Annotated in this window: 22 protein-coding genes and 4 pseudogenes; 10 read left to right on the forward strand and 16 right to left on the reverse strand. The window is 56.0% G+C overall.

Features of this window, described 5'->3' with window-relative positions:
- Nucleotides 1–476: 476 nt before the first annotated feature.
- Both AC1ROI_RS25125 and AC1ROI_RS25130 read left to right on the forward strand, forming a co-directional pair.
- Nucleotides 477–917: pseudogene (locus AC1ROI_RS25125) on the forward strand (cation:proton antiporter domain-containing protein); the annotation flags it as partial.
- A 6-nt stretch (nucleotides 918–923) separates the two neighbouring features.
- Nucleotides 924–1,073 (forward strand): annotated as a pseudogene (locus AC1ROI_RS25130) (zinc-binding dehydrogenase); the annotation flags it as partial.
- Nucleotides 1,074–1,182: 109 nt separating this feature from the next.
- Here AC1ROI_RS25130 and AC1ROI_RS25135 read toward each other — a convergent pair.
- Entirely contained in the window at nucleotides 1,183–2,166 is a 984-nt protein-coding gene (locus tag AC1ROI_RS25135; protein WP_010459427.1) for an LLM class oxidoreductase, read from the reverse strand.
- 756 nt (nucleotides 2,167–2,922) lie between these two features.
- Between AC1ROI_RS25135 and AC1ROI_RS25140 the strand changes: the two genes are divergently transcribed.
- Both AC1ROI_RS25140 and AC1ROI_RS25145 read left to right on the forward strand, forming a co-directional pair.
- Nucleotides 2,923–4,230, forward strand: a complete 1,308-nt coding sequence (locus tag AC1ROI_RS25140; protein ID WP_010459430.1) for an OprD family porin — start codon at nucleotides 2,923–2,925, stop codon at nucleotides 4,228–4,230.
- A gap of 319 nt (nucleotides 4,231–4,549) precedes the next feature.
- Entirely contained in the window at nucleotides 4,550–5,365 is an 816-nt protein-coding gene (locus AC1ROI_RS25145; protein ID WP_102593881.1) for a CmcJ/NvfI family oxidoreductase, read from the forward strand.
- A gap of 232 nt (nucleotides 5,366–5,597) precedes the next feature.
- Here AC1ROI_RS25145 and AC1ROI_RS25150 read toward each other — a convergent pair whose 3' ends face one another.
- From AC1ROI_RS25150 to AC1ROI_RS25170, 5 genes and pseudogenes are all read right to left on the reverse strand, one after another.
- Entirely contained in the window at nucleotides 5,598–6,698 is a 1,101-nt protein-coding gene (locus AC1ROI_RS25150) for a low temperature requirement protein A (protein WP_010459437.1), read from the reverse strand.
- Nucleotides 6,699–6,819: 121 nt separating this feature from the next.
- Complete coding sequence (locus tag AC1ROI_RS25155) at nucleotides 6,820–7,014, reverse strand: hypothetical protein (protein ID WP_010459439.1); 195 nt, start codon at nucleotides 7,012–7,014, stop codon at nucleotides 6,820–6,822.
- Nucleotides 7,015–7,218: 204 nt separating this feature from the next.
- On the reverse strand, nucleotides 7,219–7,746 hold the full coding sequence (locus AC1ROI_RS25160) for a DsbA family protein (RefSeq protein ID WP_010459441.1): 528 nt from the start codon (nucleotides 7,744–7,746) through the stop codon (nucleotides 7,219–7,221).
- Between the two features lie 17 nt (nucleotides 7,747–7,763).
- The gene (locus AC1ROI_RS25165; RefSeq protein ID WP_102593882.1) at nucleotides 7,764–8,300 is read right to left on the reverse strand and encodes a redoxin domain-containing protein; all 537 of its coding nucleotides are present in this window, start codon (nucleotides 8,298–8,300) and stop codon (nucleotides 7,764–7,766) included.
- Nucleotides 8,301–8,336: 36 nt separating this feature from the next.
- Nucleotides 8,337–8,642: pseudogene (locus AC1ROI_RS25170) on the reverse strand (TolC family protein); the annotation flags it as partial.
- A 428-nt stretch (nucleotides 8,643–9,070) separates the two neighbouring features.
- Between AC1ROI_RS25170 and AC1ROI_RS25175 the strand changes: the two are divergent.
- The 3 genes from AC1ROI_RS25175 to AC1ROI_RS25185 all read left to right on the forward strand — a co-directional run bounded on the left by AC1ROI_RS25175 (nucleotide 9,071) and on the right by AC1ROI_RS25185 (nucleotide 14,319).
- On the forward strand, nucleotides 9,071–11,836 hold the full coding sequence (locus AC1ROI_RS25175; RefSeq protein ID WP_371857862.1) for an ATP-dependent Clp protease ATP-binding subunit: 2,766 nt from the start codon (nucleotides 9,071–9,073) through the stop codon (nucleotides 11,834–11,836).
- Between the two features lie 125 nt (nucleotides 11,837–11,961).
- Nucleotides 11,962–12,396 (forward strand): phosphate-starvation-inducible PsiE family protein, encoded by a 435-nt coding sequence (locus AC1ROI_RS25180; protein WP_049870760.1) that lies wholly within the window; start codon nucleotides 11,962–11,964, stop codon nucleotides 12,394–12,396.
- A gap of 141 nt (nucleotides 12,397–12,537) precedes the next feature.
- Complete coding sequence (locus AC1ROI_RS25185) at nucleotides 12,538–14,319, forward strand: monovalent cation:proton antiporter-2 (CPA2) family protein (protein WP_102593884.1); 1,782 nt, start codon at nucleotides 12,538–12,540, stop codon at nucleotides 14,317–14,319.
- A gap of 20 nt (nucleotides 14,320–14,339) precedes the next feature.
- Here the strand turns inward: AC1ROI_RS25185 and AC1ROI_RS25190 are convergent, their stop codons facing one another.
- The gene (locus AC1ROI_RS25190) at nucleotides 14,340–15,230 is read right to left on the reverse strand and encodes a LysR family transcriptional regulator (RefSeq protein ID WP_010459455.1); all 891 of its coding nucleotides are present in this window, start codon (nucleotides 15,228–15,230) and stop codon (nucleotides 14,340–14,342) included.
- 110 nt (nucleotides 15,231–15,340) lie between these two features.
- On the opposite strand from AC1ROI_RS25190, the gene AC1ROI_RS25195 reads away from it, so the two are divergent.
- Nucleotides 15,341–16,348, forward strand: a complete 1,008-nt coding sequence (locus AC1ROI_RS25195; RefSeq protein WP_102593885.1) for a zinc-binding alcohol dehydrogenase family protein — start codon at nucleotides 15,341–15,343, stop codon at nucleotides 16,346–16,348.
- A 73-nt stretch (nucleotides 16,349–16,421) separates the two neighbouring features.
- Nucleotides 16,422–16,730: a putative quinol monooxygenase gene (locus tag AC1ROI_RS25200; RefSeq protein ID WP_102593886.1), complete on the forward strand. Its 309-nt coding sequence runs from the start codon at nucleotides 16,422–16,424 to the stop codon at nucleotides 16,728–16,730.
- A gap of 55 nt (nucleotides 16,731–16,785) precedes the next feature.
- On the opposite strand, the gene AC1ROI_RS25205 is transcribed toward AC1ROI_RS25200, so the two are convergent.
- Complete coding sequence (locus AC1ROI_RS25205; RefSeq protein ID WP_102593895.1) at nucleotides 16,786–17,769, reverse strand: LLM class oxidoreductase; 984 nt, start codon at nucleotides 17,767–17,769, stop codon at nucleotides 16,786–16,788.
- A 250-nt stretch (nucleotides 17,770–18,019) separates the two neighbouring features.
- Nucleotides 18,020–18,577: an ATP-dependent Clp protease proteolytic subunit gene (locus tag AC1ROI_RS25210; RefSeq protein ID WP_010459465.1), complete on the reverse strand. Its 558-nt coding sequence runs from the start codon at nucleotides 18,575–18,577 to the stop codon at nucleotides 18,020–18,022.
- 264 nt (nucleotides 18,578–18,841) lie between these two features.
- Between AC1ROI_RS25210 and AC1ROI_RS25215 the strand changes: the two are divergent.
- A pseudogene (locus AC1ROI_RS25215) lies at nucleotides 18,842–19,003 on the forward strand (con-10 family general stress protein); the annotation flags it as partial.
- 600 nt (nucleotides 19,004–19,603) lie between these two features.
- Here the strand turns inward: AC1ROI_RS25215 and AC1ROI_RS25220 are convergent.
- The 7 genes from AC1ROI_RS25220 to AC1ROI_RS25250 form a co-directional block, all read right to left on the reverse strand.
- Nucleotides 19,604–20,185 carry a hypothetical protein gene (locus tag AC1ROI_RS25220; protein WP_102593896.1) on the reverse strand — a complete coding sequence of 194 codons (582 nt, stop codon included), beginning with the start codon at nucleotides 20,183–20,185 and terminating at the stop codon, nucleotides 19,604–19,606.
- Between the two features lie 96 nt (nucleotides 20,186–20,281).
- Nucleotides 20,282–20,536 carry a LysR substrate-binding domain-containing protein gene (locus AC1ROI_RS25225; protein ID WP_224795519.1) on the reverse strand — a complete coding sequence of 85 codons (255 nt, stop codon included), beginning with the start codon at nucleotides 20,534–20,536 and terminating at the stop codon, nucleotides 20,282–20,284.
- A 599-nt stretch (nucleotides 20,537–21,135) separates the two neighbouring features.
- The gene (locus tag AC1ROI_RS25230) at nucleotides 21,136–22,152 is read right to left on the reverse strand and encodes an AbrB family transcriptional regulator (protein ID WP_102593890.1); all 1,017 of its coding nucleotides are present in this window, start codon (nucleotides 22,150–22,152) and stop codon (nucleotides 21,136–21,138) included.
- Between the two features lie 189 nt (nucleotides 22,153–22,341).
- A complete protein-coding gene (locus tag AC1ROI_RS25235) occupies nucleotides 22,342–22,560 on the reverse strand; it encodes a PLD nuclease N-terminal domain-containing protein (RefSeq protein WP_010459492.1) in 219 nt (72 codons plus the stop codon).
- Between the two features lie 176 nt (nucleotides 22,561–22,736).
- Nucleotides 22,737–24,152: a purine-cytosine permease family protein gene (locus tag AC1ROI_RS25240; RefSeq protein ID WP_010459493.1), complete on the reverse strand. Its 1,416-nt coding sequence runs from the start codon at nucleotides 24,150–24,152 to the stop codon at nucleotides 22,737–22,739.
- A gap of 286 nt (nucleotides 24,153–24,438) precedes the next feature.
- Complete coding sequence (argE, locus tag AC1ROI_RS25245) at nucleotides 24,439–25,590, reverse strand: acetylornithine deacetylase (RefSeq protein WP_102595587.1); 1,152 nt, start codon at nucleotides 25,588–25,590, stop codon at nucleotides 24,439–24,441.
- Nucleotides 25,587–26,264 carry a DUF1028 domain-containing protein gene (locus AC1ROI_RS25250; RefSeq protein ID WP_102595586.1) on the reverse strand — a complete coding sequence of 226 codons (678 nt, stop codon included), beginning with the start codon at nucleotides 26,262–26,264 and terminating at the stop codon, nucleotides 25,587–25,589. Before AC1ROI_RS25250 ends, argE begins: the two co-directional genes overlap by 4 nt.
- Nucleotides 26,265–26,383 lie beyond the last annotated feature (119 nt).

Here is a 26,383-nt window from a genome sequence, read left to right on the forward strand (position 1 = left end):
CAAGCGCCAAAACGAGTTGGCTGCTTTTTGTTGTTTTAAAGAACATCGGGCATGCACTTTATAGACTGTTGGTTGACGAAAAAGGCTCAGGTGATCAAAAAAAAGCCGTATCAGATGGATTTGATGAGGGCCAATTAAAACACTTATATTTAAGGTTAATATCGTGGCCAAAGTACCTGGCCAAAGATTCAAGCCAAGCCTGCGCGCTCGATATAAATGAAAGGATTGTTAGCCGGCCCTTTACGGTACGGACGGGGAGAAGCAACTGAATTTTTTGTCACCCTTTCAAACGATGCCGGTGTGCTGCACTACACTTCAGGTGCCATTCCTACCGCAGAAAGTTCTTGGAGAACGCTCCAGATGCTGTGCTTAGTCCTGAAGAGTTTGCGGAACTGAGCGCTCAGCTTGAAAGCTCTGCTCAACACGCCTGGCCGTGGACGCATTACCGGTCCTGATGTGGGATGAGGGTCAATGCTATGGCCGCTGAAGGCAACGTCGGACAATTATTTGCTGTCGTCACTTTGCTTGCCGCCGCCGTGGTCGCAGTGCCGCTGCTCAAACGCATCGGGCTCGGCTCAGTGGTCGGTTACCTGGCGGCGGGGCTGATCATTGGCCCCTTCGGACTGCAACTGATCAATAACCCCCACACCATCATTGAGGTGGCCGAGCTGGGTGTTGCGATGTTTCTTTTTGTGATTGGACTGGAGATGAAACCCTCGCACCTATGGGATCTGCGTCGGCAGATCTTTGGGCTGGGCAGCCTGCAGGTGGTGGTCTGTGCTGTTCTGCTCACTTTTGTCGGCATGGCTTTTGGATTCCCTTGGCAGGTGTCATTTGTCTGCGCAGCGGGTTTTGTACTCACCTCCACGGCCCTGGTTATGCAAGTTCTCTCGGAACGCGGTGACATTACCGAGCCGAGAGGGCAGCACGTCAGCGCTCTGATTGACCAAGGTGTTCTGCAGACCACTGTGGGCGAGCACTTCGGTGCGATTAATGCGGCCAACATGCGTCGTGCCCATGCGCTGGTCGAGAGCGGCAAGGCCCGGGGCAAGATCGTTCTAGAAGGTTTCTGACTTCACTCCTCGGGCGGGCTCGCTTGCGGGCCTCTGAACCGCCTGCGGCATCACTGCCATTTTTTATGTCGCAGAGTTGACGATGAATCCGTCCAGTAACGTATTGGTTTCAGTTCGCTTCGGAACGAGGCTGTACTCCGAATTGCGGAACGATGTGAGTGCCCAGCTCCTCAATAACTTGCGCAGCAGGGCGCTTACTGTATTTGAGATTCAGGATAACGTGGTCCACCCCGATTTCCTGAAGCACCTCCAGCAAACCCCGGAGGTGGTCGCGTCCAAGCCTGAACCCCAAATGAATACGAGTGGGCGGCGTTGACGGGTTCTCAGCGAGGTCGATGTATAGCGACTGAGCGAAGGGCTTATAGACGGAACCACATTGCTTCATGACCTCCAGCCGCCAATCTTCCACGATCAGTCGCTGCATGTTCGGTTGGCGTGGATAGTTGATCCATCCGGTGCTTTCGCGCGCTATCCAATCCAGTGACTGGCGGCTATGCCCGGTTACGAGCATTGGAATCACTTGGGTTGTGGGTTTCGGAATGAGGTCTGCGCCCCGCAGCTCACCACCGCTCCAGCGGATGGGTTCAAAGCTGGTGCTGTGGGCTCTGCGAATCACCTCGTAGTACTCTCGAAAGATGTCTCCGCGCCTTTCGGCATCGACGCCAAAAGCCGAAAATTCCACAGGGCGATCGCCGGAAGCTACCCCCAGAATCAAGCGACCTGCGCTCAACTGATCGATGCTGGCTGACGCCTTGGCCGTGTGCAGTGGATGGTGTAAAGGGATGGCAATGGATGCGGTGCCAAGCGTTATCTCTGACGTATGAGCGGCTATATAGCCCAGGTAAACCCAAGGGTCGAAGACTTGGCCGACATCGCCGAAGCCAGGGTCGCGAAGAGGCACATCGCGAAACCAGAGCGCGCAAAAGCCCAGCTCCTCGGCTCGTTTGGCCAATGCGACCTGGTTGAGCATGCTCGGAGTGTCCCCATCGAAGGCCTCCAAAGGAAAGAACAATCCCAGGCTCAAATGACCCGGAGTGAAGGTTCGGCTGAACCCTCGATGCTCCTGATAAGGAATCGTGCTCGGCCGATACATACTAATCTTCCTCAATGGGGAGAACGTGAACAGCGCCCCTGTTTCCAGAGGTGCTGCGGCATCGGTCGCTTGGGAACGACAGGTGGGGTAGTGGGTGCAATCTTTGCCCGTTGCGCCGTACATGCTGGTCGGGTCGACCGGAGTGAGGGGCCAGTTGCTGGCGATACGCGCGGGCAGGTCCGGATTGGCATTGAGCGGGCGGTCAAAATAAATCAGATCGTTCCAACCCGATACATCGCCTGAGCAAAAGCATGGGGACCATCCAACAAGCGTAGGCGGCATTGCGGGGGAACCGCCATGTTCGTCGTCCGTCTCGGTACCTGTCGCAGATGATTACACCGCAGTCTGGGCCTTGGGCGTCGTGATCGGCGCGCCGCGGGTTGCTATAGAGGACAGTCGTCAGGTCAGCCCGCTGAGCCTTTGGGTACTCGACCGACAATTGGGTCCGGCCCCAATCCTGAAATTCAGACGATAAGATAAATTTTCAGACTGCAACGCAGAACTCCATTTCCCTAGGCAAGGCACTCCCTGCGCCTTTCTCACACAATCCGCTCTATCGCTATCGCGTTGCATAACAGAAACAGGTTCGATGAGCGACTTTGGAACTTGCATTAACAATATTAACTTGATGCAGGAGGGGTGAGGCATCGTCGATTTCTCGTTTTCAGCAGGATGTTAAGAATAATAAAAAAACGCGCACCTGAAAATCTTGCGTTGCTTCTATTACTTTAAAATAACAAATGGAGCGCTATATAAATGAGTGGAAAAACAATAACTGCAAGTTCGGTGTTTCTTAGTATTACCCTGAGTGCCCAGGTGCATGCGGACTTCCTGAGTGATAGCAAAGCCACCTTGGGAATGAGAAACTTCTACTTCAATAACGACAACCGCGATGGCGTCGCCGCACCTTCCAAAACCGAAGAATGGGCGCAGGGTTTCATGTTGGACTTCAAATCGGGCTATACCGATGGCATGGTTGGCTTTGGTGTCGATGGCTTGGGGTTGCTGGGGGTTACCCTGGACAGCGGCAAAGGACGGCATGTCGGCAGCAGCATGATGCCTTCTGACAGTGACAACCGTGCCGTCGACGAGTGGAGCAGGCTGGGGCTGACCGGAAAAGTCAAAATGTCGAAAACTGAACTTCGCTACGGCACCTTGATTCCGAAACTCCCAATTCTGGTCGCCAACGATGGGCGCGTGCTTCCGCAAACCTTCGAGGGCGTTCAAATCACCTCGAGCGAGCTCAATAGCCTGACCTTGACTGGAGGTCGGATCGAACATGCAATAGGACGTGGTTCGAGCGATCAGACGGGGCTGGCCGTTACTGGTGGTACGCGTGAAAGCAATCAGTTTGACTTCGCCGGGGGCGATTGGAAAGTCACCAAGGATCTGACAGCTCAGTACTACTACGCCGGCCTCGATAACTACTATACGCAGCATTTTTTGGGATTGATTCACACCCTTGCCATCTCGGACAATCAGTCCCTAAAAACCGACCTGCGCTACTTCAAAACTGACTCGTCAGGTGCAAATAGCTCCGGTACGTCAGGCTACAGAGTTAGTGGCTACACCAAAAACGGTGATGGAGAAATCGACAACCGTACCTGGAGTGCCGCGTTGATTTACACACTGGGTGGCCACGCGATTACTGCGGGGTACCAAAGTGTGTCGGATGGCAGCAACTTCACTCAACTCAGTCAGGGTAGCCTGGTAGACAAGGGCGCCGGTGGAGCAAGCCTGTATCTGTATACAGACCGCCTGATCCAAACCTTCACCCGCGCAGGCGAGCGCACAGCTTTCGGTCAGTATGCTTACGACTTCGCCGCTCTGGGTGTCCCTGGCCTAAAAGGCTCGGTCATGTACCTCTCTGGCGGTAACATTAAAACGACGTCAGGCACCAACCAAAAGGAATGGGAAAGAGACATTAGCCTGGACTACGTCCTTCAGTCGGGAGCGCTAAAAGGCGTCGGGTTCGGCTGGCGTAACGGCAAGTCCAACAGCGAAGCATCTCGTAACGTAGATCAGAATCGTATTTTTGTGAGTTATAGCATTCCGCTTCTCTAGATAGTGGTACGGGAACTTTGATTTAACCAACGTCCGAACCCGTTATGGCAGACAAACGATTGTAACGGGCGGGCCGGGATATCGGATGCTCATGATCGGCGCAGACCCGGAGTGCGACACGCCAGTCATGGTCAAGCTGGTCGTCGATGCCGAGGTAAGAGTGGTCCTTTTCTACCGGTCGGGTGCCATGCACCTCGGGCTGCATTTGATAGTGTCCATTCGAAGGCATACGATTGAGCGGGAAGGTGACTACGTACAAGTTACAGATCCGCCACGGTGACACCACGCCGGAAGCGGTCAGCAGACCGGGAGGTGGTACTTGAAGCACACAACTGATACGCCCGCTAGCGTCATCACGACACTTACCTACCTGGTCAAGCACGATGCGAAGCCCTATGTGCATACCGAGGCTCTGACCGGTGACAGTGAACCGCACTACTTTGCCGAGCAGGAGGAGCGCGAGGTCACGATACACAACGGTCGTCCGTTGGCAGGCAGCCTGTCTCTGGACAAGCAGGGGTTTGAGCTCCATCGGCGGGATACGGTGGTCGACGACCTCTACGACGATGCCTTGGTGGAAAGCGTCTACTATGACGAGGTCAAGGCCTTGATCAAGGAGCTGACGGGCGCGAGCCGGGTCGTCATCTTCGACCACACCAGGCGCAGCGACGCCGAGGGGCGGGATATTCGCGGCCCAGCCAGCCGTGTGCATAATGACTACACCGAGCGCTCGGGTCCTGAGCGTATTCGCGACGTGCTGGGCCTGGATCAGGCCGCCGCACTGGTGTCGGTGGCCCAGATTAACCTCTGGCGCCCGATGAGCGGGCCCGTCAAGCGCTCGCCGCTGGCCGTGCTGGACGCCTCGACGCTTGACTCCAATGACCTGCTGGCCACCGACTTGGTCTATCCGGATCGTATCGGTGAGATCTACCACCTGGCCTACAATCCGCAACAGCGCTGGTACTATTTTCCGGACATGCCCCGTGACGAAGTCTTGCTGATCAAGGGGTATGACTCACGTCACGACGGCCGTGCCCGCTTCACGCCCCATACCGCCTTCAAAGACCCCAATACGCCGCCGGGAGCCCCGCCGCGCGAGAGTATCGAAGTTCGCACCCTGGCCTTCTTTGATTAGGTTTTTGCCGCTTGGCGCGGGCCTCCCGCCGCGCGGTGTTCCCCCCCCCCGTGCTTTACCAGGCGACCACCCGCTTCTCGTTGGTAGGGATGTATAGCGACTGGGTGAAGGGCTTGAACAGCTAACCACATTCGGCACGATCCGCAGTGCGCCAGTCCTCGACAATCAGCTGCTGAGTCTTTGGTGCGCGCGGATAGCTGATCCACCCGTGATATGGCTTAATTATAAAGATTCAACGATACCTGAAATTTAGGAAAACATAGCAGATCATGGTTGCTGTCAGGCCGACCAATATGTACTCGACGCGGGGTAGGAATATAACCAACCCACCTAGAGAAAACACGATCAAGGTGTTTTGTAGTATGTATTTCCTTATTTTAGGTACCGCTATGAAGTAGCCATATTGCTTGCCTAAGAAAAATAAAGCCATGCCGATGATTGACGTAATCTGGAAATCGCGCATCGCAATGTCATTCAAGATCGCATGCCTGATCAAATTTGCGAGAAGTGCTAGCCCCATAAATAGAAAAAGGTGCGAGTAGATTAAGGAGTGTCCACTCATACTACTTTCATTTTTGCTCAGTAGGTAAAAGCTATCAAAATAGATCCACCAGATACTGCAAATCATGATAAATCCGGTGATTGCCGCCATCACATTATAACGATCCCATTGAATGTCAGATAACCCTCCAGAAAGGCTAATTACCGACTCGCCCAATAAGATGAGGGTGAGTAAACCTAGTCGTTCAACCAAGTGTTCTGTATGTGCGGGCAATGGCTTTAGCTTACCCCAAGAAAATAGAGGGAGCAGAATGTCAAGTAAAATCCCAATGTAAGCGACAAAGTAACGCATAGGTGGGTCAAAAAGAATGGATGAAAGACTAACAACTGCGCTAACTAACAGGGCGAAGCCAAGCCTGGAGGAGAATTCGCTACGGTGATCGAATTTATTTATGGACGAAATGTACATAATACTGATGATGGCACGTATACCAAAATAGCAGGCAATGACAAGCGCATAGTTTACTTCCAATTCTTCCCCAATCCGTGCAGACAGCACAATGAGCAGCAACATTAAAAATAATGTTGCCAAGCGGTGAAGGTTACTGTCTGTATCAAACCTATTTGAGTAAATCGTGTGGCTGGACCAGATCCACCATAATGGAACAAAAAGCAGTAAAAATGTCCATAATTGCTCCTGTTCAAAGTGGCCGTGATGAAGATGTCCAAGAGTATGCGTAACCTTGCCAATTGCAACAACAAAAATCAGGTCAAAAAACAACTCTAACCATGTGGCGTGTCGATTTTTTTCATAATACTTCAAAGATTTCATTCGCTGCTGGCTCCGTGTGCACCTCTTTAATGTAGAAGGAAACTAACGGATAAGCGAACGGGTGGACGGGTATAGGCGTCAACCTTGGGGACGGTCGCAAAAACTGAGTGCAACACCTGACCTAGTCCACCACCACGTCTGTTAGTACGGTCAATACAGAATCCAGCGTGCCATCGGGCCGATAGCAACATTGCGCACGGGCGGACCTTAGCGGGCAACTGGGCTGCTGTTCCGCCAACCATTCATTCAGCGCCTCGACCAGGACACGCGCCTCGACTATGGAATCTTCCGAGCTGTCAAAAATTAACATCGCCATTTTTTATGTCCTCGGTTCGCTGGGCTGATATTTTCGTGCCGCTGCTTTACGAGCGATGCTTATCGTTGGCAGCACCGTGGATTCCTCAATCTCCCGTATTGAAATATTATCGAATGCACACCTGGTGCGCGTGCGCAATGGGGCACGTTCGCCCTCGGCTACGGTGTGGGTGATGCCAAGCGATTTCACTATCTAGCGATTTCGTCAACTCACTAACGAAAGCTCAATCATCTGACTCATCTCGGTGAACTCTGGAGCCCCGTCATAGCGAAGCCCGTCAATGTAAAACGCTGGGGTGCCATTCACGCCGCTCCGTACGCCGCCATTAAAATCGGATTTTATTTTGGGTACGTAGGTACCGTCTTGCATGGCAAGATAGAGTTCTTCGTCGGAGAGGCCATGTTTTAGAGCGATGGCCCGAAACAGCGGCAGGCCCAATCGATCCTGATTTTCATACAATTCGTCGTGCGCCTCCCAGAAGAATCCTCGACTCCCGGCAAACTCAGCGGTGACAGCTGCAGCCATCGCATGCGGGTGAGCAGTGGTCAGTGGAAAATTACGGAACACGAACAGCAAATCATCGCGAAAATGCTGTTGCAGATTCTTGACTATCCAATACGCTTCAGCGCAATAGGGACATTGATAGTCGCCAAATTCCACCAGTGTGACCTTGGCATGCGCACTTCCCTGGCGATGGTCGCTGGCACTTACCGGGACTTTGAGAGTGGCCATGGGATCACCTGTTAATTTTAGGTTGGCGTGCTTTGTGATGAATTCGCCAGAGCATCCAGCGCATCCAGAATGCCGTCCGCCCCCGGATTGATTGCCATTGGTGAGACGTAGCTCCAGGCGATCACTCCCTCCTTGTCAATCACGAACAACGCCCGCTTACAAACTCCCAGGTGGGAGTCGTACGCTCCATACTGTCGCGCCACAGCCCCTTTGGGCTCGAAATCGGCGAGCAGGCTGAAGTGAAAATTCCGATCTTTGGAAAAGGCCTGATGACACCAAGCGCTGTCAACCGAGATACCCAGTAGCGTCGCACCGTATTCTCTGAATGTGGGTAGCAACTGGTTGTACAAGGTCAGTTGGTCGCCACAAACCGAAGTCCAGTCTGCGGGATAAAACGCCAGTATCACGGGATTTCCCTTTAGCTCGCGCAGGGACAACTGCTGATCAGGGGTTGCGTACAGAGTGAAGTCGGGCGCGACAGTGCCGGCCGGCAGCGGCCCCTGAACCAGGTCGCCATTCGTTTCTTTCGCATCATCCAATTCTGAAGTGTGCATGGCTTGAGCCCTTATAGATGGGCGGTTGGGGTCTGCTCAGCGGGATACGACTTGCCCGGGGGGATAACTCCATCCACCGCCAAGTGATTTATAAATGGCGACGATGCCTCGATACACCTCGTTCGAGGCCTGAGCCTAAGTGTCTTCGGTTGCGAGACGTTCACGATCCGCATCAAGAAGCACGAGGAGATCATCCGTGCCTTCGCGGTATTGGATTGAGGCCAGGTTGGTAGCGGAAAGGCTGGATTCGCTCTGACGCACCATTGACTATAGTCGTTGTTGGCGCTTGCCGTAATCGCTGAACGCGTTCTCCGTTTCCTCCAGTGCAGGCAAGATCTCGCGCGCTCGTTCTTTTGCTGTCATTTTCGGCGGTTTTTTTATCCGATGGTTTTGGTGCGAACCGCAATCATGTCCTTGCTGATCGATTCGCCCCTGCGAATTCCGACATCGAATCGTTGCTCGATCACGCTGGTGATTCCATAGCCTCATTTGCTGATGAGTTGGTGGTTTACGACTGGCGGTATTTTTGAGCACGAATTTATCAGACGTCGTTCGTCGGTATCCTGGGTCGCCCATAGCGTGTTTGGATGAGATCCGACTATCGTTATTGGATGGCGTAGTCTGCCGAGACTGCCATTCCCTCCAACGTAATCGTCTTCCTGAGCAATCTCAGCGTATTGCGGATCTCATGCCCCTATGTCTTGAGCATCGTTTACGGGGACGTAGATCCATCCGAATGAGTCCGTGTTATCCATCTTTGGAGACAACTCATCATGGCTACTCTCTGTGAAATATGTAATGCGAGACCCGCTGTAGCGCGAGTGACCGTATCGCAAAATGGCCAAGCCAGGACAATGTCCATTTGCGACCACGATTACCGTCAACTCTTACGCCATCAAAGCATGTTGAATCCATTCGACTCTCTACTGGGCGGGGGTGTGTCCCGCTTTTTCGACAGCATGGGCGGAGCAAAGGATCAAGCGGGTGATGACTTCAGGCTCTCTGCGCAAGTGCCTCGAGAATCTGTCGATGCAACCGATGCATTCAGTTCCCAGACGCTGGAAATCCTGCAACGCGCGGGTGAGAAAGCCCATGAGCTCAACCGTAGCGAGCTCGATACTGAGCATTTGTTGTATGTGCTTGCGGATACCGATGTGGGTACGGCGTTGCTTAAGGAGCTGAAGCTTTCTCCGGACGAGATCAAAGGCTACATCGATCAACATGCTCAGAGGGGCACAGCGGAGGCCCAGGCCCCGGTGGACCAGATGAGCATTTCGCCACGGTTAAAGAAAGCTTTCAATTTTGCGTTCCAGGCATCTCGTGATTTAGGACATTCGTACGTTGGCCCAGAGCATTTGTTGATCGGGCTTGCCTCTGTACCAGAAAGTATCGCCGGGACATTGCTTAAAAAATACGGCGTAACGCCTGAAGCCTTGCGGCAGAAGGTGGTCAAGGTGGTGGGTAAGGGGGCTGAGGATGGGCGAGTCGACACCCCGACGGGAACACCGACACTCGACAAGTTCGGTCGCGACCTGACGTCACTGGCTCGTGAGGGCAAACTCGATCCCGTACTGGGGCGCGCGCAGGAAATCGAAAATACCATCGAGGTGCTGGCGCGGCGCAGAAAGAACAATCCGGTTCTTATCGGCGAACCTGGCGTCGGTAAAACAGCCATCGTTGAAGGGCTTGCACAACGAATAGTAAAGGGCGATGTCCCTGAGATTCTGCGTGGCAGGCGGCTTGTTGAAGTCAATCTGAACTCAATGGTTGCGGGCTCTAAATATCGTGGTGAATTTGAGGAGCGAGCCAAGCAACTGCTTGATGAAGTCGCCGCAAAAAGCTCGGAGCTTATACTGTTCATCGACGAGTTACATACGATCGTTGGCGCGGGGCAGGGTGGTGAGGAGGGCGGCCTCGATATTGCCAACGTACTCAAACCCGCATTGGCACGCGGAGAGCTTAGCTTGATCGGTGCGACGACACTCAATGAGTATCAAAAGCACATCGAAAAAGACGCAGCGCTTGAACGACGTTTTCAGCCTGTGCTGATATCCGAACCCACCGTAGAACAGACCATCATTATCCTGCGTGGGCTGCGCGACAAGCTTGAGGCTCACCATCAAGTCACATTCGCCGATGAAGCATTTGTGGCGGCAGCAGAGCTGTCGGATCGTTACATCACCTCGCGCTATTTGCCGGATAAAGCCATAGACCTAATCGATCAGGCCGCGGCCCGCGTTCGAATCAGTTCCTCGTCAAGGCCGGCCAGCATCCAGGAGCTGGAAGCCGAGATTACGCAACTTAAACGTGAACAGGATTATGCATCCTCCCGTAAACGTTTTGATGAATCCAAAGGCTTTGAAGAACGCATTGGTCAAAAACAAGCGCAACTGGGAGAGGAAACAGAAGCCTGGGAGCGCAAGACAGGTTCCGAAACCCTTGAGGTGACCCTGGAGTCAATTGCCGAGGTGCTGTCCCGTCTCACCGGTATTCCTGTGACCGAGCTTACGCAAGAAGAGCGTCAAAAATTGTTGAATATGGAAGAGACGTTGCGTGATCGGCTGGTCGGGCAGGAAGATGCTGTGCTCGCAGTCAGCGATGCCGTTCGGTTGTCTAGGGCCGGTCTTGGCCAAGCCAACAGACCTATTGCCACGTTTCTCTTTCTTGGCCCTACGGGCGTCGGCAAAACTGAACTTGCCAAAGCGTTGGCGGAAACGGTGTTTGGTGACGAGCAATCGATCATTCGTATTGATATGTCGGAGTACATGGAGCGTCATGCAGTTGCTCGGTTGATCGGTGCGCCACCCGGTTATGTGGGATACGACGAGGGCGGTCAGTTGACAGAGCGTGTCCGCCGCAAGCCCTACAGTGTGATTCTGCTCGACGAGATCGAGAAGGCGCATCCCGATGTGAGCAACGTATTGCTTCAGGTATTCGACGATGGGCGTCTCACGGACGGCAAGGGACGTGTTGTGGACTTCAGCAATACGATCATCATTGCCACCAGTAACCTGGGCTCTCCCATCATCATGGAGAATCTCGAGCGCCCTGAAGATGAACGCCTTACGGAAAAAGCGTTACGTAATGAATTGATGGGAGTCTTGAAAGGGCATTTTCGTCCCGAATTCCTGAACCGTATTGATGACATCATCGTGTTTCATGCCCTTACCCGTGACAACATCCGATCGATTGTGAACATTCAGCTTGATCGGGTCATTCGAACCGCAGCTGCACAGAACATTACAGTGAAAGTTGATGGCTCACTCATTGATCATCTGGCGGACGTTGGTTATCAGCCAGAGTTTGGCGCGCGCGAGTTGAAACGTCAGATTCGCCAGACCGTCGAAACGCGGCTTGCGAAGGAAATGCTCGCTGGCAAGCTGAAAGCCGGCGACAGTGTCGAGTTGGGTTACGACAAAGAGCGTGGCGAAGTGGTCTTCAAAAAGGTCGAGGTGGATGCGTCAAAGACTTCCGAAAAGGGTAGTCCACCTGGCCAATCGGATGATCTGACACCTGCCGCGGAGACTGGGACTTAGCCTCATGCTTGGACGGGCCCGGCAGACTGAAGACGCAAGTGTGGAGGGTTATCGTGTCAAAGCCTGATTCTGAAAGGCGTGAGCGCAACTCGACGCTGAAAAATTTCAGACTTCAGTGGGCGCTGATGAGTGCTTACGAACGTTTCGAACAATTGGTTGTTCTTGCGCTCAGTCTCATCATCGCGTCTGTGATTATGATGGCGCTACTGCAGCTCTGTCGCAGGGTCGTGCCGTTGTTGATCAGTGGTGCGATTGATCCTCTGGACCACGATGTTTTCCAGGCCCTCTTTGGCTCAATCTTCACCGTGCTGATAGCCCTGGAGTTCAAGCATTCGATTGTGCGCCCCGCCTTAAGACGCAACAGCATCGTTCAGGTTCGCACAGTGCTGTTGATCGCCCTGCTGGCGCTCAGCCGGAAGTTCGTTATTCTCGATTCTGCCGCTACTCCTGCGCTCACCATTGCCGCACTAGGATTTGCCACCCTGGTACTCGGCATCGTCTGCTGGCTCTTACGAGAGCGTGATAAGGATGACTTACGAGAAAGTGATAAGGATGAATAGCTACAATTCTTGGTGAACGCTCCGGATCTGGTGCTTAGTCCTGAAGAATTTGCGGAACTGAGCGCTCAGCTTGAAAGCTCTGCTCAACACGCCTGGCCGTGGACGCATTACCGGTCCTGATGTGGGATGAGGGTCAATGCTATGGCCGTTGAAGGCAATGCAGAACAATTATTGGGCGTCGTCATTTTGCTTGCCGCCGCCGTGCTGGTAGTGCCGCTGTTCAAACGCATCGGGCTCGGCTCAGTGGTCGGTTACCTGGCGGCGGGCCTGATCATTGGCCCCTTCGGACTGCAACTTTTCAATGACCCCCACACCATCCTTGAGGTGGCCGAGTTGGGCGTGGTCATGTTTCTTTTTGTGATTGGCTTGGAGATGAAACCCTCTCACCTATGGGACCTGCGTAGGCAGATCTTTGGGTTGGGCAGCCTGCAGGTGGTGGTCAGTGCATGTCTGCTCACTTTTGTCGGCATGGCTTTCGGATTCTCTTGGCAGGTGTCATTTGTCTGCGCAGCGGGTTTTGTACTCACCTCCACGGCTCTGGTTATGCAAGTTCTCTCGGAACGCGGTGACATTACCGAGCCGAGAGGGCAGCACGTCGTGTCCATTTTGCTGTTTGAAGACCTGTTGATAGCCCCTTTGCTGGCGGTGGTGGCATTTCTGGCGCCCACGGAGTTGGCGAATGGACCCACGTCTCCACTTTGGCAACGCATAGGTATCGCAGCGCTGTCCTTGGGTGCATTGGTGGCCATCGGGTTGTGGCTGCTCAATCCCCTGTTTCGGGTATTGGCCCAAGTCAAAGCGCGCGAGGTAATGACTGCCGCTGCGCTGCTGGTTGTGTTGGGCGCAGCGTTGCTGATGGAACTCGGCGGTCTTTCAATGGCGATGGGGGCTTTCGCGGCCGGTGTGTTGCTGTCCGAATCCACTTTCCGCCACCAGTTGGAGGCCGACATCGAGCCGTTTCGCGGCCTGCTGCTGGGGCTGTTTTTCCTCGGCGTCGGCATGTCGCTGGATCTGCAATTGGTGGCCGAGGCCTGGAAGCTCATCATCTCCGGCGTGCTGGCGCTGATGGTGGTCAAGGCGCTGTGTATTTATGCGGTCGCGCGCCTCGCGAAAAGCGGTCATGACGACGCGCTGGATCGCGCCTTGCTGATGGCGCAGGGGGGCGAATTTGCTTTTGTGCTGTTTGCCCAAGCGCTCAAACTCAGGGCCATCAGTCCTGAAGTCAACGCCAATATGACGGCTATTGTGGTGCTCTCCATGGTCATAACGCCGGTGACTTTATTGTTGTACAAACGGTTTGCTCACGCGCGGACCGTTTCCCTGGACGGTGTGGAAGCCGCACAGAATCTGCGCTGCAATGTACTCATCATCGGTTTTGGCCGTGTGGGGCAGATTGCCTGCCAAGCGCCGCTCGCTCAGGGAGCGAAAATTTCCATCATCGATATAAATCCAGAGGTCATCCGCGCCGTGACACCCTATGGTTTCAAGGTCTATTACGGCGATGGCGCCCGCCATGAAATATTGCACGCCGCTGGCGCCCATCACGCTCGCGCCATCATTGTTTGTGTGGACGATAAAAAAGCCGCGACTCGCATTGTCGAAAGTACGCGGCACTTCTGCCCGCAGGTGAAATTGGTGGTACGCGCTTTTGACCGCGAACATGCGCTGGAATTGGTCAAACACGACGCCGACTACATAGTGCGGGAAACCTTTGAGGCCGCCCTGCTGCTCGGCCGTCAGGCCGTGGTGACTCTGGGGGCGTCGGAGCACGAAGCCGACGCGGTGATCGACGAAGTGCGCAAACGCGATGCCGAACGTTTTGCCTTGGAAACATCGGGCGGGCTGTTTGCCGGGCGAGCGTTGGTGCTGGGAAATATTGAGCGCATCGAGCCGCCGAACCCTGAGGCGCGGGAGGCTCGGTGAGCATCAGTCACAGTGTCGGCTCAACTGCGCTCCAGAGCAGAAAACTGGCTACTCAACCACGTATAAAGCTGAGAAACCGCAGGGCTGATCTGCTTGCGATGCGGGCACACCAGACTCAACGGCGAAGCTTCGCCAGGATAATCCGGCAGCAGCACAAGCAGACGCTCTGCGGCGACATCTGCACTGACATCCAGCCAGGATTTGTTGGCGATACCTTCACCTTCCAATGACCAGCGCCGCACGACATCGGCGTCATCGCTGAACAGTGGCCCCGAAACCTGCACGGTTTGTCCGCCCAGGTTCCACTTGTCGTAGACCCGGCCATTTTGCAGATAGAGCAGGCAGGCATGCTTGCTCAAGTCATCCGGTGTTTGGGGAGAACCGCAGCGTTGCACATACTCCGGCGAGGCCACCAGCACCCGCTGGTTCCACGGCGCAAGCGGCAGTGCCACGTAGTTGGCATCTTCATTCGGGCCGTATCGAATCGCCACGTCCACCGGGTCGCGAAACAGATTGGCCATCTGGTCCGACAGGAAAAAACGCAACGTCAATTCCGGATGCTGACGGCGGAACAGCGTCAACCACGGCAGCAGTATGTTGCGCCCCAGATCGGATGGCGCTGTCACTTGCAGTACGCCCCGCAGCGTGGCGTTCTCACCACGCAGGTTTTCCTCGCCTTGCTTCAGGGTCTCAAGCACTGAGTGGGCGGTGGGCAGATATTGCTCGCCCTCGGCAGTCAATCGCAGGCTGCGAGTGGTACGGGCGAACAGGCGCACGTCCAGTTCGCGTTCAAGACGTTTGATGGCGGCGGCTACCTGACCAGGCAGTAGATCAGCCTCCAGCGCCGCTGCGGTGAAACTGCCCAGCGCGGCACTGCGGATAAATAAACCAAGATCATCGATGCGGATCATTTTCACTCCTGCAGTGAAAGTGTTGGCGCATTCTGCTTGTTTTTCTTTGTACATGGGAAGTCGAAGATGGCTGCAAGTGAGCGCATCAACCCTTCAGACAGCGAGTTTCCATGAAAGCCATCACCTTTACCCAACACGCCCTGCCCATCGACAATCCACACGCATTGATCGACATCAGCCTCCCGGTGCCCAGGCCTGGCCCACGGGATCTGCTGGTCGAAGTTCGCGCGGTATCAGTGAATCCGGTCGATACCAAGGTGCGCGCCGGAACTTTCACAAAAGAACCGAAAATCCTCGGCTGGGATGCCACAGGCATTGTCCGCGAGGTCGGCTCTGAGGTGACGCTGTTTCAGCCGGGTGATGAAGTGTTCTATGCAGGCTCGATTGCCCGCACCGGCAGCTACAGCGAATTCCATTTGGTCGATGAGCGGATCGTCGGGCACAAGCCTCGTTCATTGAGTGCAGCCGATGCGGCCGCGTTGCCGTTGACCTCAATCACTGCCTGGGAATTGTTGTTTGACCGACTCGGTGTCGTCGAGGGTTCGGGGGAGGGCAAGTGCCTGTTGATCACTGGAGCGGCTGGCGGCGTCGGTTCGATGCTGGTGCAACTGGCCCGACAGTTGACCCGCCTTACCGTCATCGGTACCGCCTCACGCCAGGAAACCGCTGATTGGGTGCGGCAGTTGGGCGCGCATCACGTGATTGATCACAGCCAGCCACTGCTCGCACAGTTGCAAGCGCTCGGCGTGGCGGAGATCGACTATGTCGCCAGCCTGACTCACACCGAACAGCACTTTGCACAACTGATTGACGTGCTCAAGCCGCAAGGGCGCCTGAGTGTGATTGACGATCCCGAAAGCCTCGACGTGATGCCGCTCAAGCGTAAGTCGCTGTCGTTGCATTGGGAGCTGATGTTCACCCGGTCCCTGTACGAAACCCCGGACATGATCAACCAGCATCACCTGCTCAATCGGGTCAGCGCTCTGATTGACCAAGGTGTTCTGCAGACCACTGTGGGCGAGCACTTCGGTGCGATTAATGCGGCCAACATGCGTCGTGCCCATGCGCTGGTCGAGAGCGGCAAGGCCCGGGGCAAAATCGTTCTCGAAGGTTTCTGATTTTACTCATCAGGCGGGGCCGCTGAACCACCTGCGGCATCACTAGCCAATCTTTAATGTTGGAGCGTTGACGATGAATACGTCCAGTAACGTGTTGGTATCGATTGCCGTGCTCAAGGCCAAGGCAGGCAAAGAACTGGCATTGAAACAGGAATTGCTGGCGCTGGTAGAGCCGACCCGCGCAGAGCCGGGCAATCTCGACTATGTGTTGTTCGAGTTGCGTGATGAGCAGGGCACGTTTTACATGCGCGAGGCTTTCAGGGATCAGGCGGCGCTGGATGCGCATTTTTCGATGCCTTACTTTCAGCGCTTTGCCGCGACGGCAGATGACCTGCTGAAAGAGCCGTTGCAACTGATATTCCTTGAGCAGGTATCGGCTTGATCATTCAACCTGCTGAACCGCACCACCTCGGCCGGGCGTGGACGCGGCCGGCGTATCAATTTGCTCCAGGGCGCGGCTTTACTCCGAATTGCGGAACGAGGTGAGCGCCCAGCTCCTCAATGACTTGCGCAGCAGGGCGCTTTCCGTACTTGAGATTCAGGATAACGTGGTCCACCCCGATTTCCTCAAGCGACTCCAGCAAAAACCGGAGATGGTAGTGTCCAAGTTTGAACCCCAAATGAATGCGAGTGGGCGGCGTGGACGGGTTCTCATCGAGGTCGATGTAAAGCGACTGAGTGAAGGGCTTATAGACTGAACCACATTGCTTCATGACCTCCAGCCGCCAATCTTCCACAATCAGTCGCTGCATTTTCGGTTGGCGTGGATAGTTGATCCATCCGGTGCTTTCGCGCGCGATCCAATCCAGTGACTGGCGACTATTCCCGGTCACGAGCATTGGAATAACTTGGGTCGTGGGTTTCGGAATGAGGTCTGCGCCCTGCAGCTCACCACCGCTCCAGCGGATGGGTTCAAAGCTTGTGCTGTGGGCTCGGCGAATCACTTCGTAGTGCTCTCGAAAGATTTCTCCGCGCCTTTCGGGATCGACGTCAAAGGCCGAAAACTCCACTGGGCGATCGCCGGAGGCTACCCCAAGAATCAATCGACCTGCGCTCAACTGATCGACGCTGGCTGATGCCTTGGCCGTGTGCAGAGGATGGTGTAAAGGGATGGCGATGGATGCGGTGCCTAGCGCTATCTCCGACGTATGAGCGGCCATATAGCCCAGGTAAACCCAGGGGTCGAAGACTTGGCCAACATCGCCGAAACCAGGGTCCCGAAGAGGCACGTCGCGAAACCAGAGCGCGGAGAAGCCCAGTGCCTCTGCTCGCTTGGCCAATTCGACCTGGTTGAGCATGCTCGGAGTGTCCCCATCGAAGGCCTCCAAAGGAAAGAACAATCCCAGGCTCAAATGACCCGGAGTGAACGTTCGCCTGAACCCTCGATGCTCCTGATAAGGAACCGTGCTTGGCCGATACATAATCATCTTCCTCAATGGAAGAACGTGAACCGCGGGTCGACCGGATTGAGAGGCGAGTTGTTGGCGATATGCGCGTGCAGGTCCGGATTGGCAAGGAACGGGCGGTCAAAGGCAATCAGATCGCTCCAGCCCAATACTGATCACTCAGCAACGGACTGGGGATTCATGCAAGAAGCGTAGGCGGTTTTGCAGAGAACCGCCATGTTCTGGGCGTGCGGAACTCGGATTTTGGCGCCAAGACTAAGATTGATCATCCACCACTGACCTTCCAGTGTTTGACGTTATCAGCAAACACCATCTGCTTCATCTCATGAGCAATACCATAAGCCAGCGATTCATGGGCGGCGATGACCTTTTCCTCCGCAGACAAGCAATGAAAAATGTCGAGTTTGGTCGCTGCGTCAGCGGTTTCGAGCATGAAGATTTGCACGTAGCGCGCAAGGTCATTGTCGAGACTGGACAGGTATTCCCTCAGCCGTTGATGGTCGACGGATTTTTGGCTGAAGTACCAGTTCATCGGGTGAATCAGAAAGCGTGCGTGAGGCGATGTGATGCGCCGGCCTGCCGCCAGAAACATGATGATGCCCATCGACTCGATATTGCCGGCGTTGATTGCGCAAAGCGGTACGGGCAAGGACTTCAGGAACGTGTAGAGCGTGAAGCCAAAATTGGTGCTGCCCCCGCAAGTGGACAGGTTCAGGAGAAGGGAGGTGGCACCCTGATCGATGGCTTCAAGGCAGCAATCCCTGAAGCGCTCGGTCGTTGCCTGGTCGATCTGGCAATGAAAATGCACGATGTGTTCAGTCATTGATTGACCTCCTGGGTGCGATGCGGGGGAGGGCTTCCAAGCGCTATTGAGTCTAGTAAACATCGCTTATTCAGGGCGAAAAACCGCCGTAAGGTGACACCGACGAATGGGACAGCCGTCAGTCGACTGGTCGCCGTTTCCAATGGAACCAAACGCCCGAATCCGCTCGTCGCGAGCCCCGTATTTCCGTTCAAACTTTCCCTTTAGCGTGTCCTCCGAATTGTACGGGCCCATGCTCGTGCCAACGATGTAGAGGTGAACAAAATGGCCAATACAGGAAATAATAATCCAGGCAATTTTTCCAATGATCCCGACAAGGCTTCAGAAGCAGGCAAGAAAGGCGGAGAAGCGTCTGGCGGAAACTTTGCCAACGATCCACAACGCGCGTCTGAAGCCGGTCAAAAAGGAGGTCAAGCTTCCGGCGGACAACCATCGCGCGATAAAGACCGCATGTCCGGAGGTGGGCAGGGTACCAATCGCGGAGGGGAATTTGCCGACGATAAGGAAAACATGTCCAAACCAGGCCAAAAAGGCGGCCAGGCCTCCGGCGGACAGCAGCCTAACAAGGCTGATCAATCGTCCAGCGGCGGGCAAGGAAGCGGACGCGGTGGCAATTTCGCCGATGACCGCGACAAGTCGTCTGGAACGGGGCGCAATGATGATGGGATGAGCGGAGGTGGAGGACGTAAGTCTTGATGTCGTCTGAGCCTATCAAGCCCCGAACTTTTCGGGGCTTGATATCGATGGCAATGCTCGTCTTATCTTGCTTAAGTCATGCTGATGGGGCTAGATCGCCTTCACCCTTGTCTCCTCGCCAGGATCAATTTATCCCACTGAGATTTCACAAGATGCACGCCAATGACGATGACTTCGTTGTTGTGGACTCGCGAAACTCGGCCAATCTAGCGCCTTTTTCGGGAGCACTCACAGGTAGCTGGTAATGAGCATGGGGTAGGGCAGTTGAAGGATTGAATGGAACATCTTCACTATATTGCGCGGTTTCTTTCGCCGCCTTAGACATCACTGTTACGTAAGGTCAAATCGCTCCAACGCATAATCCTTACCTGCCAAGGTCAGTTCAAAAATGGTGGCGCCAAACGTACCGCGGGTCACTTTTTGCGTCACCAGACGTTTAGCCTGGAGTTGCTTTAGGCCGGCTTCAACTTCTAACGTGCTGAGGGAGACAAGTTTGCAAACCGAGTTCAAGTTTGCAACTTTTCTGAAGTTCGCATGATAGGCCAAAACTTCCATCAGCAGCGTTTGGTTATCGGTCAATTTTGGAAACTGAGGGTTGTTTTTTTTGTAAACCTTTCGCTCTATCTCGTGTAACTCGCCGTCAGTTCCATCAGGGATGCGGACGTAGTAAATCGCTACAGACAGAGTGCTGATGAAAATCGCGATAATCACCAGCAACGACCAATTCGGCATTGGCGTTTCTAGCAAAAGCCAATCCCCCAAACGTAGCAGCCAGCTCGTGGTATCGGCCAACAATGTCAGGTCGAAATAAGTTTCGAGCGACGTTATGGCCACCCAAGCGACAACGAAAATGCCAGCCAGGAATGCCATAGCCTTGGGCGTGAACGAGGAATGCTTGCCTTGTGCTGCCATGCTACTCGTCTCGACCGCAGAAACTGATGCTATCAGCATAGCAGTGGAAAAGCGGGCGTCTGGCACCTCAGCTGCAAGGTCCAGCATTTGGCCTTATCAAACCAACGGACTCCCGCGCATCCCCCGCGCCGGATCATCCAGCAACCTGAATTGCTCCACCATGAAATCAATCAACATCCGCATCGACGGCAGCATCCCTTGCCGGCTCGCAAACACCGCATAAATCATCTCGGTCCGCGGTGCCCAATCAGGCAACACCACCACCAGCTGCCCGCGCTCGATAAAGTCATGCACCAGCGACATCGGCATCTGCGCAATGCCGACGCTGTCTATCGCCGCGCAGCGCAGCATTGGATGAGGTCGTCCCACAGGTATTGTTATCGCCGCTGCTCCCTGTAGGAGTGAGCCTGCTCGCGATGGCAGTGGATCAGCCAACATTTCTATTGAATGTAAATCCGCCATCGCGAGCAGGCTCGCTCCCACATTGGATGGTGTCGTCCCACAGGTATTGTTATCGCCGCTGCCCCCTGTAGGAGTGAGCCTGCTCGCGATGGCGGTGGGTCAGGCAACATCTCTGTTGAATATAAATCCGCCATCGCGAGCAGGCTCGCTCCCACATTGGATGGGGTCGTCCCACAGGCCTCGCGCTGCTCGGCAGCGGCTACACGTCCAGCATCTGATCCGTATTTTCCTTCGCCATCTGCCTCTGTCATGCACCCACCCTCACGCTCACAATGACAGCACGGTCCGCAGTCGCGCAGTCACTGCACCGTAAACTCATAATGTAGGAGGCCCCATGGGCAAGATGGCAATTTTCCTCGGTGGATTTCTGGTGTTAACCATTTTGATTGGTGCCCTGGCCACCATCTCTCCCGTTTAGTCCCTTCCTCCCGGCAGCAAAAAGCAAAACGCCTCCACATCGGGAGGTGTTTGCGATTTGTGTTCGGCAATCACTCCGCCCGCCAGCGCCGCGCCTGCACAATCAGCGCCGGGGCAAAGTGCAGCACGACCATCCGCACCAAATGATGCGTCAGGATGAACACCACATTCAGCCCGCCACTGAACGCGACGATGGCAATGGTTTCAATGGCCCCCGGCATGTAGGCCAGCCACAACGACAGCGGATCGCTGCCCAGCAACTGCCCGGCTACACCGGCAAACGCGGCGGCGATCAGCAACATGAGGCCGACGGCGAGCAGCCCGGCGCGGCCATGGCGGACCAGCTCGGCGAAGGTGATGTCCTTGAATTTCGAGCCAATCAGCACGCCGATCAGCACGGAGGCGGAGTCGACGCTCCACTGCGGCAGGTGGAATGTCTGGAGGTAGCCCAGCTTGATGCAGACGGCGGTGAGCACGATGGCGGTGAGCATGAACGGCGCTGGCACGCCGACGCTCAACAGCACGCGACCGAGCAGCAGGCACAAGGCGATCAGCGACAGCAGGGTCAGCGCCGTACTCACGTCCAGCGGGCTGCTCTGGGCCAGCGCCACGTCGACATGTCCGGGAACGCAAAAACTGACCAGCAAGGTGATCGACAACAGGCGGACCAGGTGCACGACGATCACTTTGCTGGACGCGCGTTCAGACTCGATCAAGTCGAAGACGGCGGCGAGTGCGCCGGGGTACACGGATAACAGCGAGTCCTTGAGGTTCCAGCCCGAGACTCTGAACAACCAGAAACCGGCCACGGAACTCTGGGCCATCAGGCACAGCAGCATGAAGCCGAGGCTGGGCAACATGGCCGCCACGGTGTGGTTGTCCCACGAGGTAAACATCAGGCCGGTCGCAATCCCCAGCACGATTTGCACATAGCCAAGGCCGAAGGGCAGGGTGGGGGAAAATCGCAGATTGCTGGCGATCAACGCGCTCGCGAGTATCGAGCCCAACAACAGGCCGTGGGGGATGCCGGCGTATTGCAACACGGTGCCGACGCCGGTGGCGATCAGCAAACACACCAGGGTTTTCATGCGTCTTCCTTGATTCTTGAAGTGCGCCAACGCTTCCATTTGGGCCGTGCACGTTTTCCCACTTAATGGCGTGAGGCGTCAAGTACGTGCGTCTCAGTGTTGTCAGTGTGAGTTACCGGGTATGGCGAGCGGCCGTCCGTGGGCCCGCCCCTGTCGATCAGAAGCGGGTTATCGCAAACCCTCCCGACTTCATTGCCGGGCCTGGGGTGAATGCGGATTGTGGTCGGTGTGTTTCGGTCCAGCCAATGCCCACGCCACCACCCCAATCAGCGGCACAAACACGATTACCACGATCCACAAGAGTTTGTTGGTCGATTTGCCTTCGGCTTTGCGCACTCGGTTGATTGCCCATAGCTCGACCAGCAACAGAACGGCTGTCAGCACGATCCAGATTGTTTCGATTTGCATGAGTCACCCTCCAGATAGTCCTTCTGTTAGGTGAGCCGTGGTGGGCAGGGTTCATTAAATTTTGGTGGAGGCTTGTGCTGGGTTGCTCGCGAAGGGTGATCTGTCAGTCAAATCTGCTTTGACTGTCAGGGCCTCATCGCGAGCAGGCTCGCTCCTGCAGGGATTGCGGGGGTTCATTAGATCGAGTTGGCGAGTTTTCCGGTGGAGAGGCGGCGTTTGTAGGCGCTGTCGCGGTTGGCCAGCCAGTAGTAGAGCGGTGAGGTGATGAGCAGGCCGACCAGCCAGGACAGGTCAGCGCCGTTGATGTGTTCGGAGATTGGCCCAACGTACAGCGGCGTGTTCATGAACGGAATCTGCACCGCGATCCCGATCGCATACGCCAGCAACGCTTGCGGGTTGTAGCGTCCATAGATCCCGCCATCGACCTTGAAGATCGAATCGATGTCGTACTGACCTTTGTGAATCGCGTAGAAATCGATCAGGTTGATCGCGGTCCACGGCACCAGCACCACGAGCAGCACCAGTACCATATCGACGAAGTGACCGATGAAGTTGGCGGAGGCGCCGACGGCGGCGAAGCAGCACGCGGCGAGGATGATGAGGGAGAGGACGGCGCGGCTTTTGGCGGTCGGGATCCAGCGGTAGGCGAAGGTCTGCACCAGGGTGATGACCGACAGCACGGCGCCGTAGAGGTTGAGGGCGTTGTGGCTGATGACGCTGAGCAGGAACAGCACGAGCATCAACGGGCCGATGGAGCCGGTGGCGAGTTTGACCGCGTCCATGGTGTCCATGCCTACGGGCGTGGCGAGGACGGCGACGGCGCCGAAGATGAACGAGAGGCTGGAGCCGAGAACGGTGCCCAGGTAAGTGGTCCAGAACGTAGCGGCCACCGGCACGCTCGCCGGCAGGTAGCGCGAGTAGTCGGAGACGTAGGGGGCAAAGGCGATTTGCCAGAGCGCGGCGAGGGAGACGGTGGCCAGCCAGCCGGAGATGTTGAAGCTGCCACGGGTGAGGAAATCGGCGGTCTGCACGTGGGTGAAGATGTAGCCGAAACCAAGCACGATGCCGGCGCCCAGCACCCAGGTGCCGATGCGGTTGAGTACGTGGATGAACCGGTAGCCGATGATGCCGATGATGCCGGAACCGAGGGCGCCGATGACGATGCCGACCGGCACCGGGACGCTGTCGACCACGCCGTGCAGGGATTTGCCGGCAAGAACGATGTTGGAAGCGAAGAAGCCGATATACATGATGCCGGCGATCAGCACCACCAGCAGGGCGCCGAGGGAGCCGAACTGGGCGCGGCTCTGGATCATTTGCGGAATGCCCATCTGTGGGCCTTGCGCCGAGTGCAGCGCCATCAGCACGCCGCCGACCAGGTGGCCAACGAGGATGGCGACGATGCCCCACACCAGGTTGAGGTGGAACATCTGCACGCCGAGGGCGCCGGTGACGATGGGCAGCGGGGCGATGTTGCCGCCGAACCAGAGGGTGAACAGGTCACGGGTCTTGCCGTGGCGATCTTCGGGCGGCACGTAACCGATGGTGTGTTTTTCGATGAGCGGGGCGGCGGTTGTTGCGGTGGTAACCATGACGGACTCCAAGGCAATTTGAGTACGTGGACGTACTTCGGTGAGCGCCGCACGGGGGCGACGCTTTTCTTGTTGGAGTGATGATGTGCGGTGGGGGCGGATAGATAAATTAGTAAGATTGTGGGTATAGACGTTAAAAAAAGTAGGTCGTTTGGTCACCGCAAAACCCTGTGGGAGCTAGCCCGCCAGCGATAGCGATTTGACAGTCAACATTGATTTGGTTGTCAGATCGCTATCGCTGGCGGGCTAGCCCCCACAGGGTTTTTTTGGGTGTTCGGAATCTTTGTTATTCAGTGATCGATAGCAGCATCCGTTGCAACATGGCGTCGCAGGCAGTGAGTTGTTCGAGGCTGACGAATTCGTCGGGTTTATGGCCCTGGTCCATGCTGCCGGGGCCGCAGACGACGGTGGGAATGCCGGCGGCATCGAACAGGCCGCCCTCGGTGCCGAAGGCCACGGTGCCGAACGCTCGGGAGCCGCAGAACCTGGCGATCAACTCGGCCGCTTCGCTGTGTGCATCAGTCGCCAATCCCGGATACGCCGACAACTGGCTGAATCGAATCTCGCTCTGTTCACTCACGGCACGCATGCGCGGCAACACCTGTTGCTCGGCAAAGGCCTTCAACGCCTGTGCAACTTCACTCGGATCAAACGAGGGCAACGCGCGGATTTCGAAGTCGAAGCGGCAATCGGCGGGGACGATGTTCAAGGCCTTGCCACCGCAAATCACCCCGGTTTGCACAGTGCTGAACGGCGGATCGAACCGCGCATCGTGATGCTCGGGGGCTTTGAGTCGGTTGCCGATCCGCCCCAGCTCACCGATCAGTTCGGCGGCGTATTCGATGGCATTGACCCCCAGCGGCGCGTAGGCGGAGTGGCACGCTTCACCGTGGACATCGCAGCGCATCGCCAGTTTGCCTTTATGCCCGAGCACCGGCTTGAGTTCGGTCGGCTCGCCGATAATGCACAGCATCGGTTTGACCGGTAGCTGTTCCAACTCCGCCAGCAACGAACGCACGCCGAGGCAGCCGACCTCTTCATCGTATGAAAGCGCGATGTGCACCGGCAGCCGCAACCGGGCGTTCACCAGCGACGGAACGAGGGCGAGAACACAAGCGATGTAGCCTTTCATGTCCGCCGTGCCGCGTCCGAACAGTTTGCCGTCGCGCTCGGTGAGTTCAAACGGCGCAACAGTCCACGGCTGGCCGTCGACGGGCACCACGTCGGTGTGCCCCGACAGCACGATGCCCGGCCGATCCGCCGGGCCAATGGTCGCGAACAGATTGGCCTTGCTGCGCTGCTCGTTGTAGATCAGCTCGCAAGGCACATCGAAACCCTCGAGGTAGTCGCGGATGAACTCGATCAGGTGCAGGTTGGATTCGCGGCTGGTGGTATCGAACGCCACCAGGGTTTCCAGCAAATCACGGCTGCTGCTCATCGGTCGTCTCCGGCGACGCCGTAGCCGGGGGACTTGTCAGGGGCGAGGGCACGGTCGATGTAGTCCTGAACTTGCGGGCGATAAGCGTCCCAGAGTTTTTCCAGCTGGCCGATGGGATTTTCGTCCGCCCAATCGACCCGCAGGTTGATGATCGGCCAGGTCAGTTCGCCGACCACCACCATCGCCGCCGAATGCACCGGCCCGGCTTCGCCACCGGCGGCGATGGCCGCTTTCATGGCAGCGAGCAAGCGGTCGGCGAGTTGTCCTTCGCCGTGTTCGAACGCTTGGACCATGGCCTCAATGACCGAACGGTCGGCAAGCATGTTGCCGGCGGCGACGCATTGTTCACCGGACACGGCGTTGTGGTTGCCCAAGGTTTGCGCGCCGCTGAAATGCGCGGTCTGGCCGAGGTGGTCGATGGCGGTAATCTGGCGGTATTGGCTGTAGCCGTTGCGGGTCAGGACTTTGTCCAGCGCCTCGGCCGGCGCCAGGCCTTGTTCCATCATGGCCAGCACTTCCGGGCCTAACAACGGCAAGGTGATGTTTTGTGTGGAGACGGCGCCGACACCCGGCAACAGCCAGGGGCAACGGGAGCCGACGGCGATGCTGGAGGAACTGATCGCAATGCCGAACTGACCGGTTTCGGGGCATCGGGCGGCGATGGAGAAAGTCATGGGTTTAGCTCCTTGGTTTGCCTTGGAGAAGGTGGTGTCTGGGCGGGCCTCTTCGCGAGCAGGCTCGCTCCCACAGTTGGATCTGTGTCGTACACAAATCCGCGGCCACTGAGGATTTC

Source organism: Pseudomonas sp. GW823-FHT02C02 (assembly GCF_058797635.1).

Coding starts and splice junctions, on each gene's coding strand:
- AC1ROI_RS25135 (WP_010459427.1), bottom strand. CDS start 2,166: ATGTATCGGCCGAGCACGATTCCTTATCAGGAGCATCGAGGGTTCAGC.
- AC1ROI_RS25140 (WP_010459430.1), top strand. CDS start 2,923: ATGAGTGGAAAAACAATAACTGCAAGTTCGGTGTTTCTTAGTATTACC.
- AC1ROI_RS25150 (WP_010459437.1), bottom strand. CDS start 6,698: ATGAAATCTTTGAAGTATTATGAAAAAAATCGACACGCCACATGGTTA.
- AC1ROI_RS25155 (WP_010459439.1), bottom strand. CDS start 7,014: ATGGCGATGTTAATTTTTGACAGCTCGGAAGATTCCATAGTCGAGGCG.
- AC1ROI_RS25160 (WP_010459441.1), bottom strand. CDS start 7,746: ATGGCCACTCTCAAAGTCCCGGTAAGTGCCAGCGACCATCGCCAGGGA.
- AC1ROI_RS25165 (WP_102593882.1), bottom strand. CDS start 8,300: ATGCACACTTCAGAATTGGATGATGCGAAAGAAACGAATGGCGACCTG.
- AC1ROI_RS25180 (WP_049870760.1), top strand. CDS start 11,962: ATGAGTGCTTACGAACGTTTCGAACAATTGGTTGTTCTTGCGCTCAGT.
- AC1ROI_RS25185 (WP_102593884.1), top strand. CDS start 12,538: ATGGCCGTTGAAGGCAATGCAGAACAATTATTGGGCGTCGTCATTTTG.
- AC1ROI_RS25190 (WP_010459455.1), bottom strand. CDS start 15,230: ATGATCCGCATCGATGATCTTGGTTTATTTATCCGCAGTGCCGCGCTG.
- AC1ROI_RS25195 (WP_102593885.1), top strand. CDS start 15,341: ATGAAAGCCATCACCTTTACCCAACACGCCCTGCCCATCGACAATCCA.
- AC1ROI_RS25200 (WP_102593886.1), top strand. CDS start 16,422: ATGAATACGTCCAGTAACGTGTTGGTATCGATTGCCGTGCTCAAGGCC.
- AC1ROI_RS25205 (WP_102593895.1), bottom strand. CDS start 17,769: ATGTATCGGCCAAGCACGGTTCCTTATCAGGAGCATCGAGGGTTCAGG.
- AC1ROI_RS25210 (WP_010459465.1), bottom strand. CDS start 18,577: ATGACTGAACACATCGTGCATTTTCATTGCCAGATCGACCAGGCAACG.
- AC1ROI_RS25220 (WP_102593896.1), bottom strand. CDS start 20,185: ATGGCAGCACAAGGCAAGCATTCCTCGTTCACGCCCAAGGCTATGGCA.
- AC1ROI_RS25225 (WP_224795519.1), bottom strand. CDS start 20,536: ATGCTGCGCTGCGCGGCGATAGACAGCGTCGGCATTGCGCAGATGCCG.
- AC1ROI_RS25230 (WP_102593890.1), bottom strand. CDS start 22,152: ATGAAAACCCTGGTGTGTTTGCTGATCGCCACCGGCGTCGGCACCGTG.
- AC1ROI_RS25235 (WP_010459492.1), bottom strand. CDS start 22,560: ATGCAAATCGAAACAATCTGGATCGTGCTGACAGCCGTTCTGTTGCTG.
- AC1ROI_RS25240 (WP_010459493.1), bottom strand. CDS start 24,152: ATGGTTACCACCGCAACAACCGCCGCCCCGCTCATCGAAAAACACACC.
- argE (WP_102595587.1), bottom strand. CDS start 25,590: ATGAGCAGCAGCCGTGATTTGCTGGAAACCCTGGTGGCGTTCGATACC.
- AC1ROI_RS25250 (WP_102595586.1), bottom strand. CDS start 26,264: ATGACTTTCTCCATCGCCGCCCGATGCCCCGAAACCGGTCAGTTCGGC.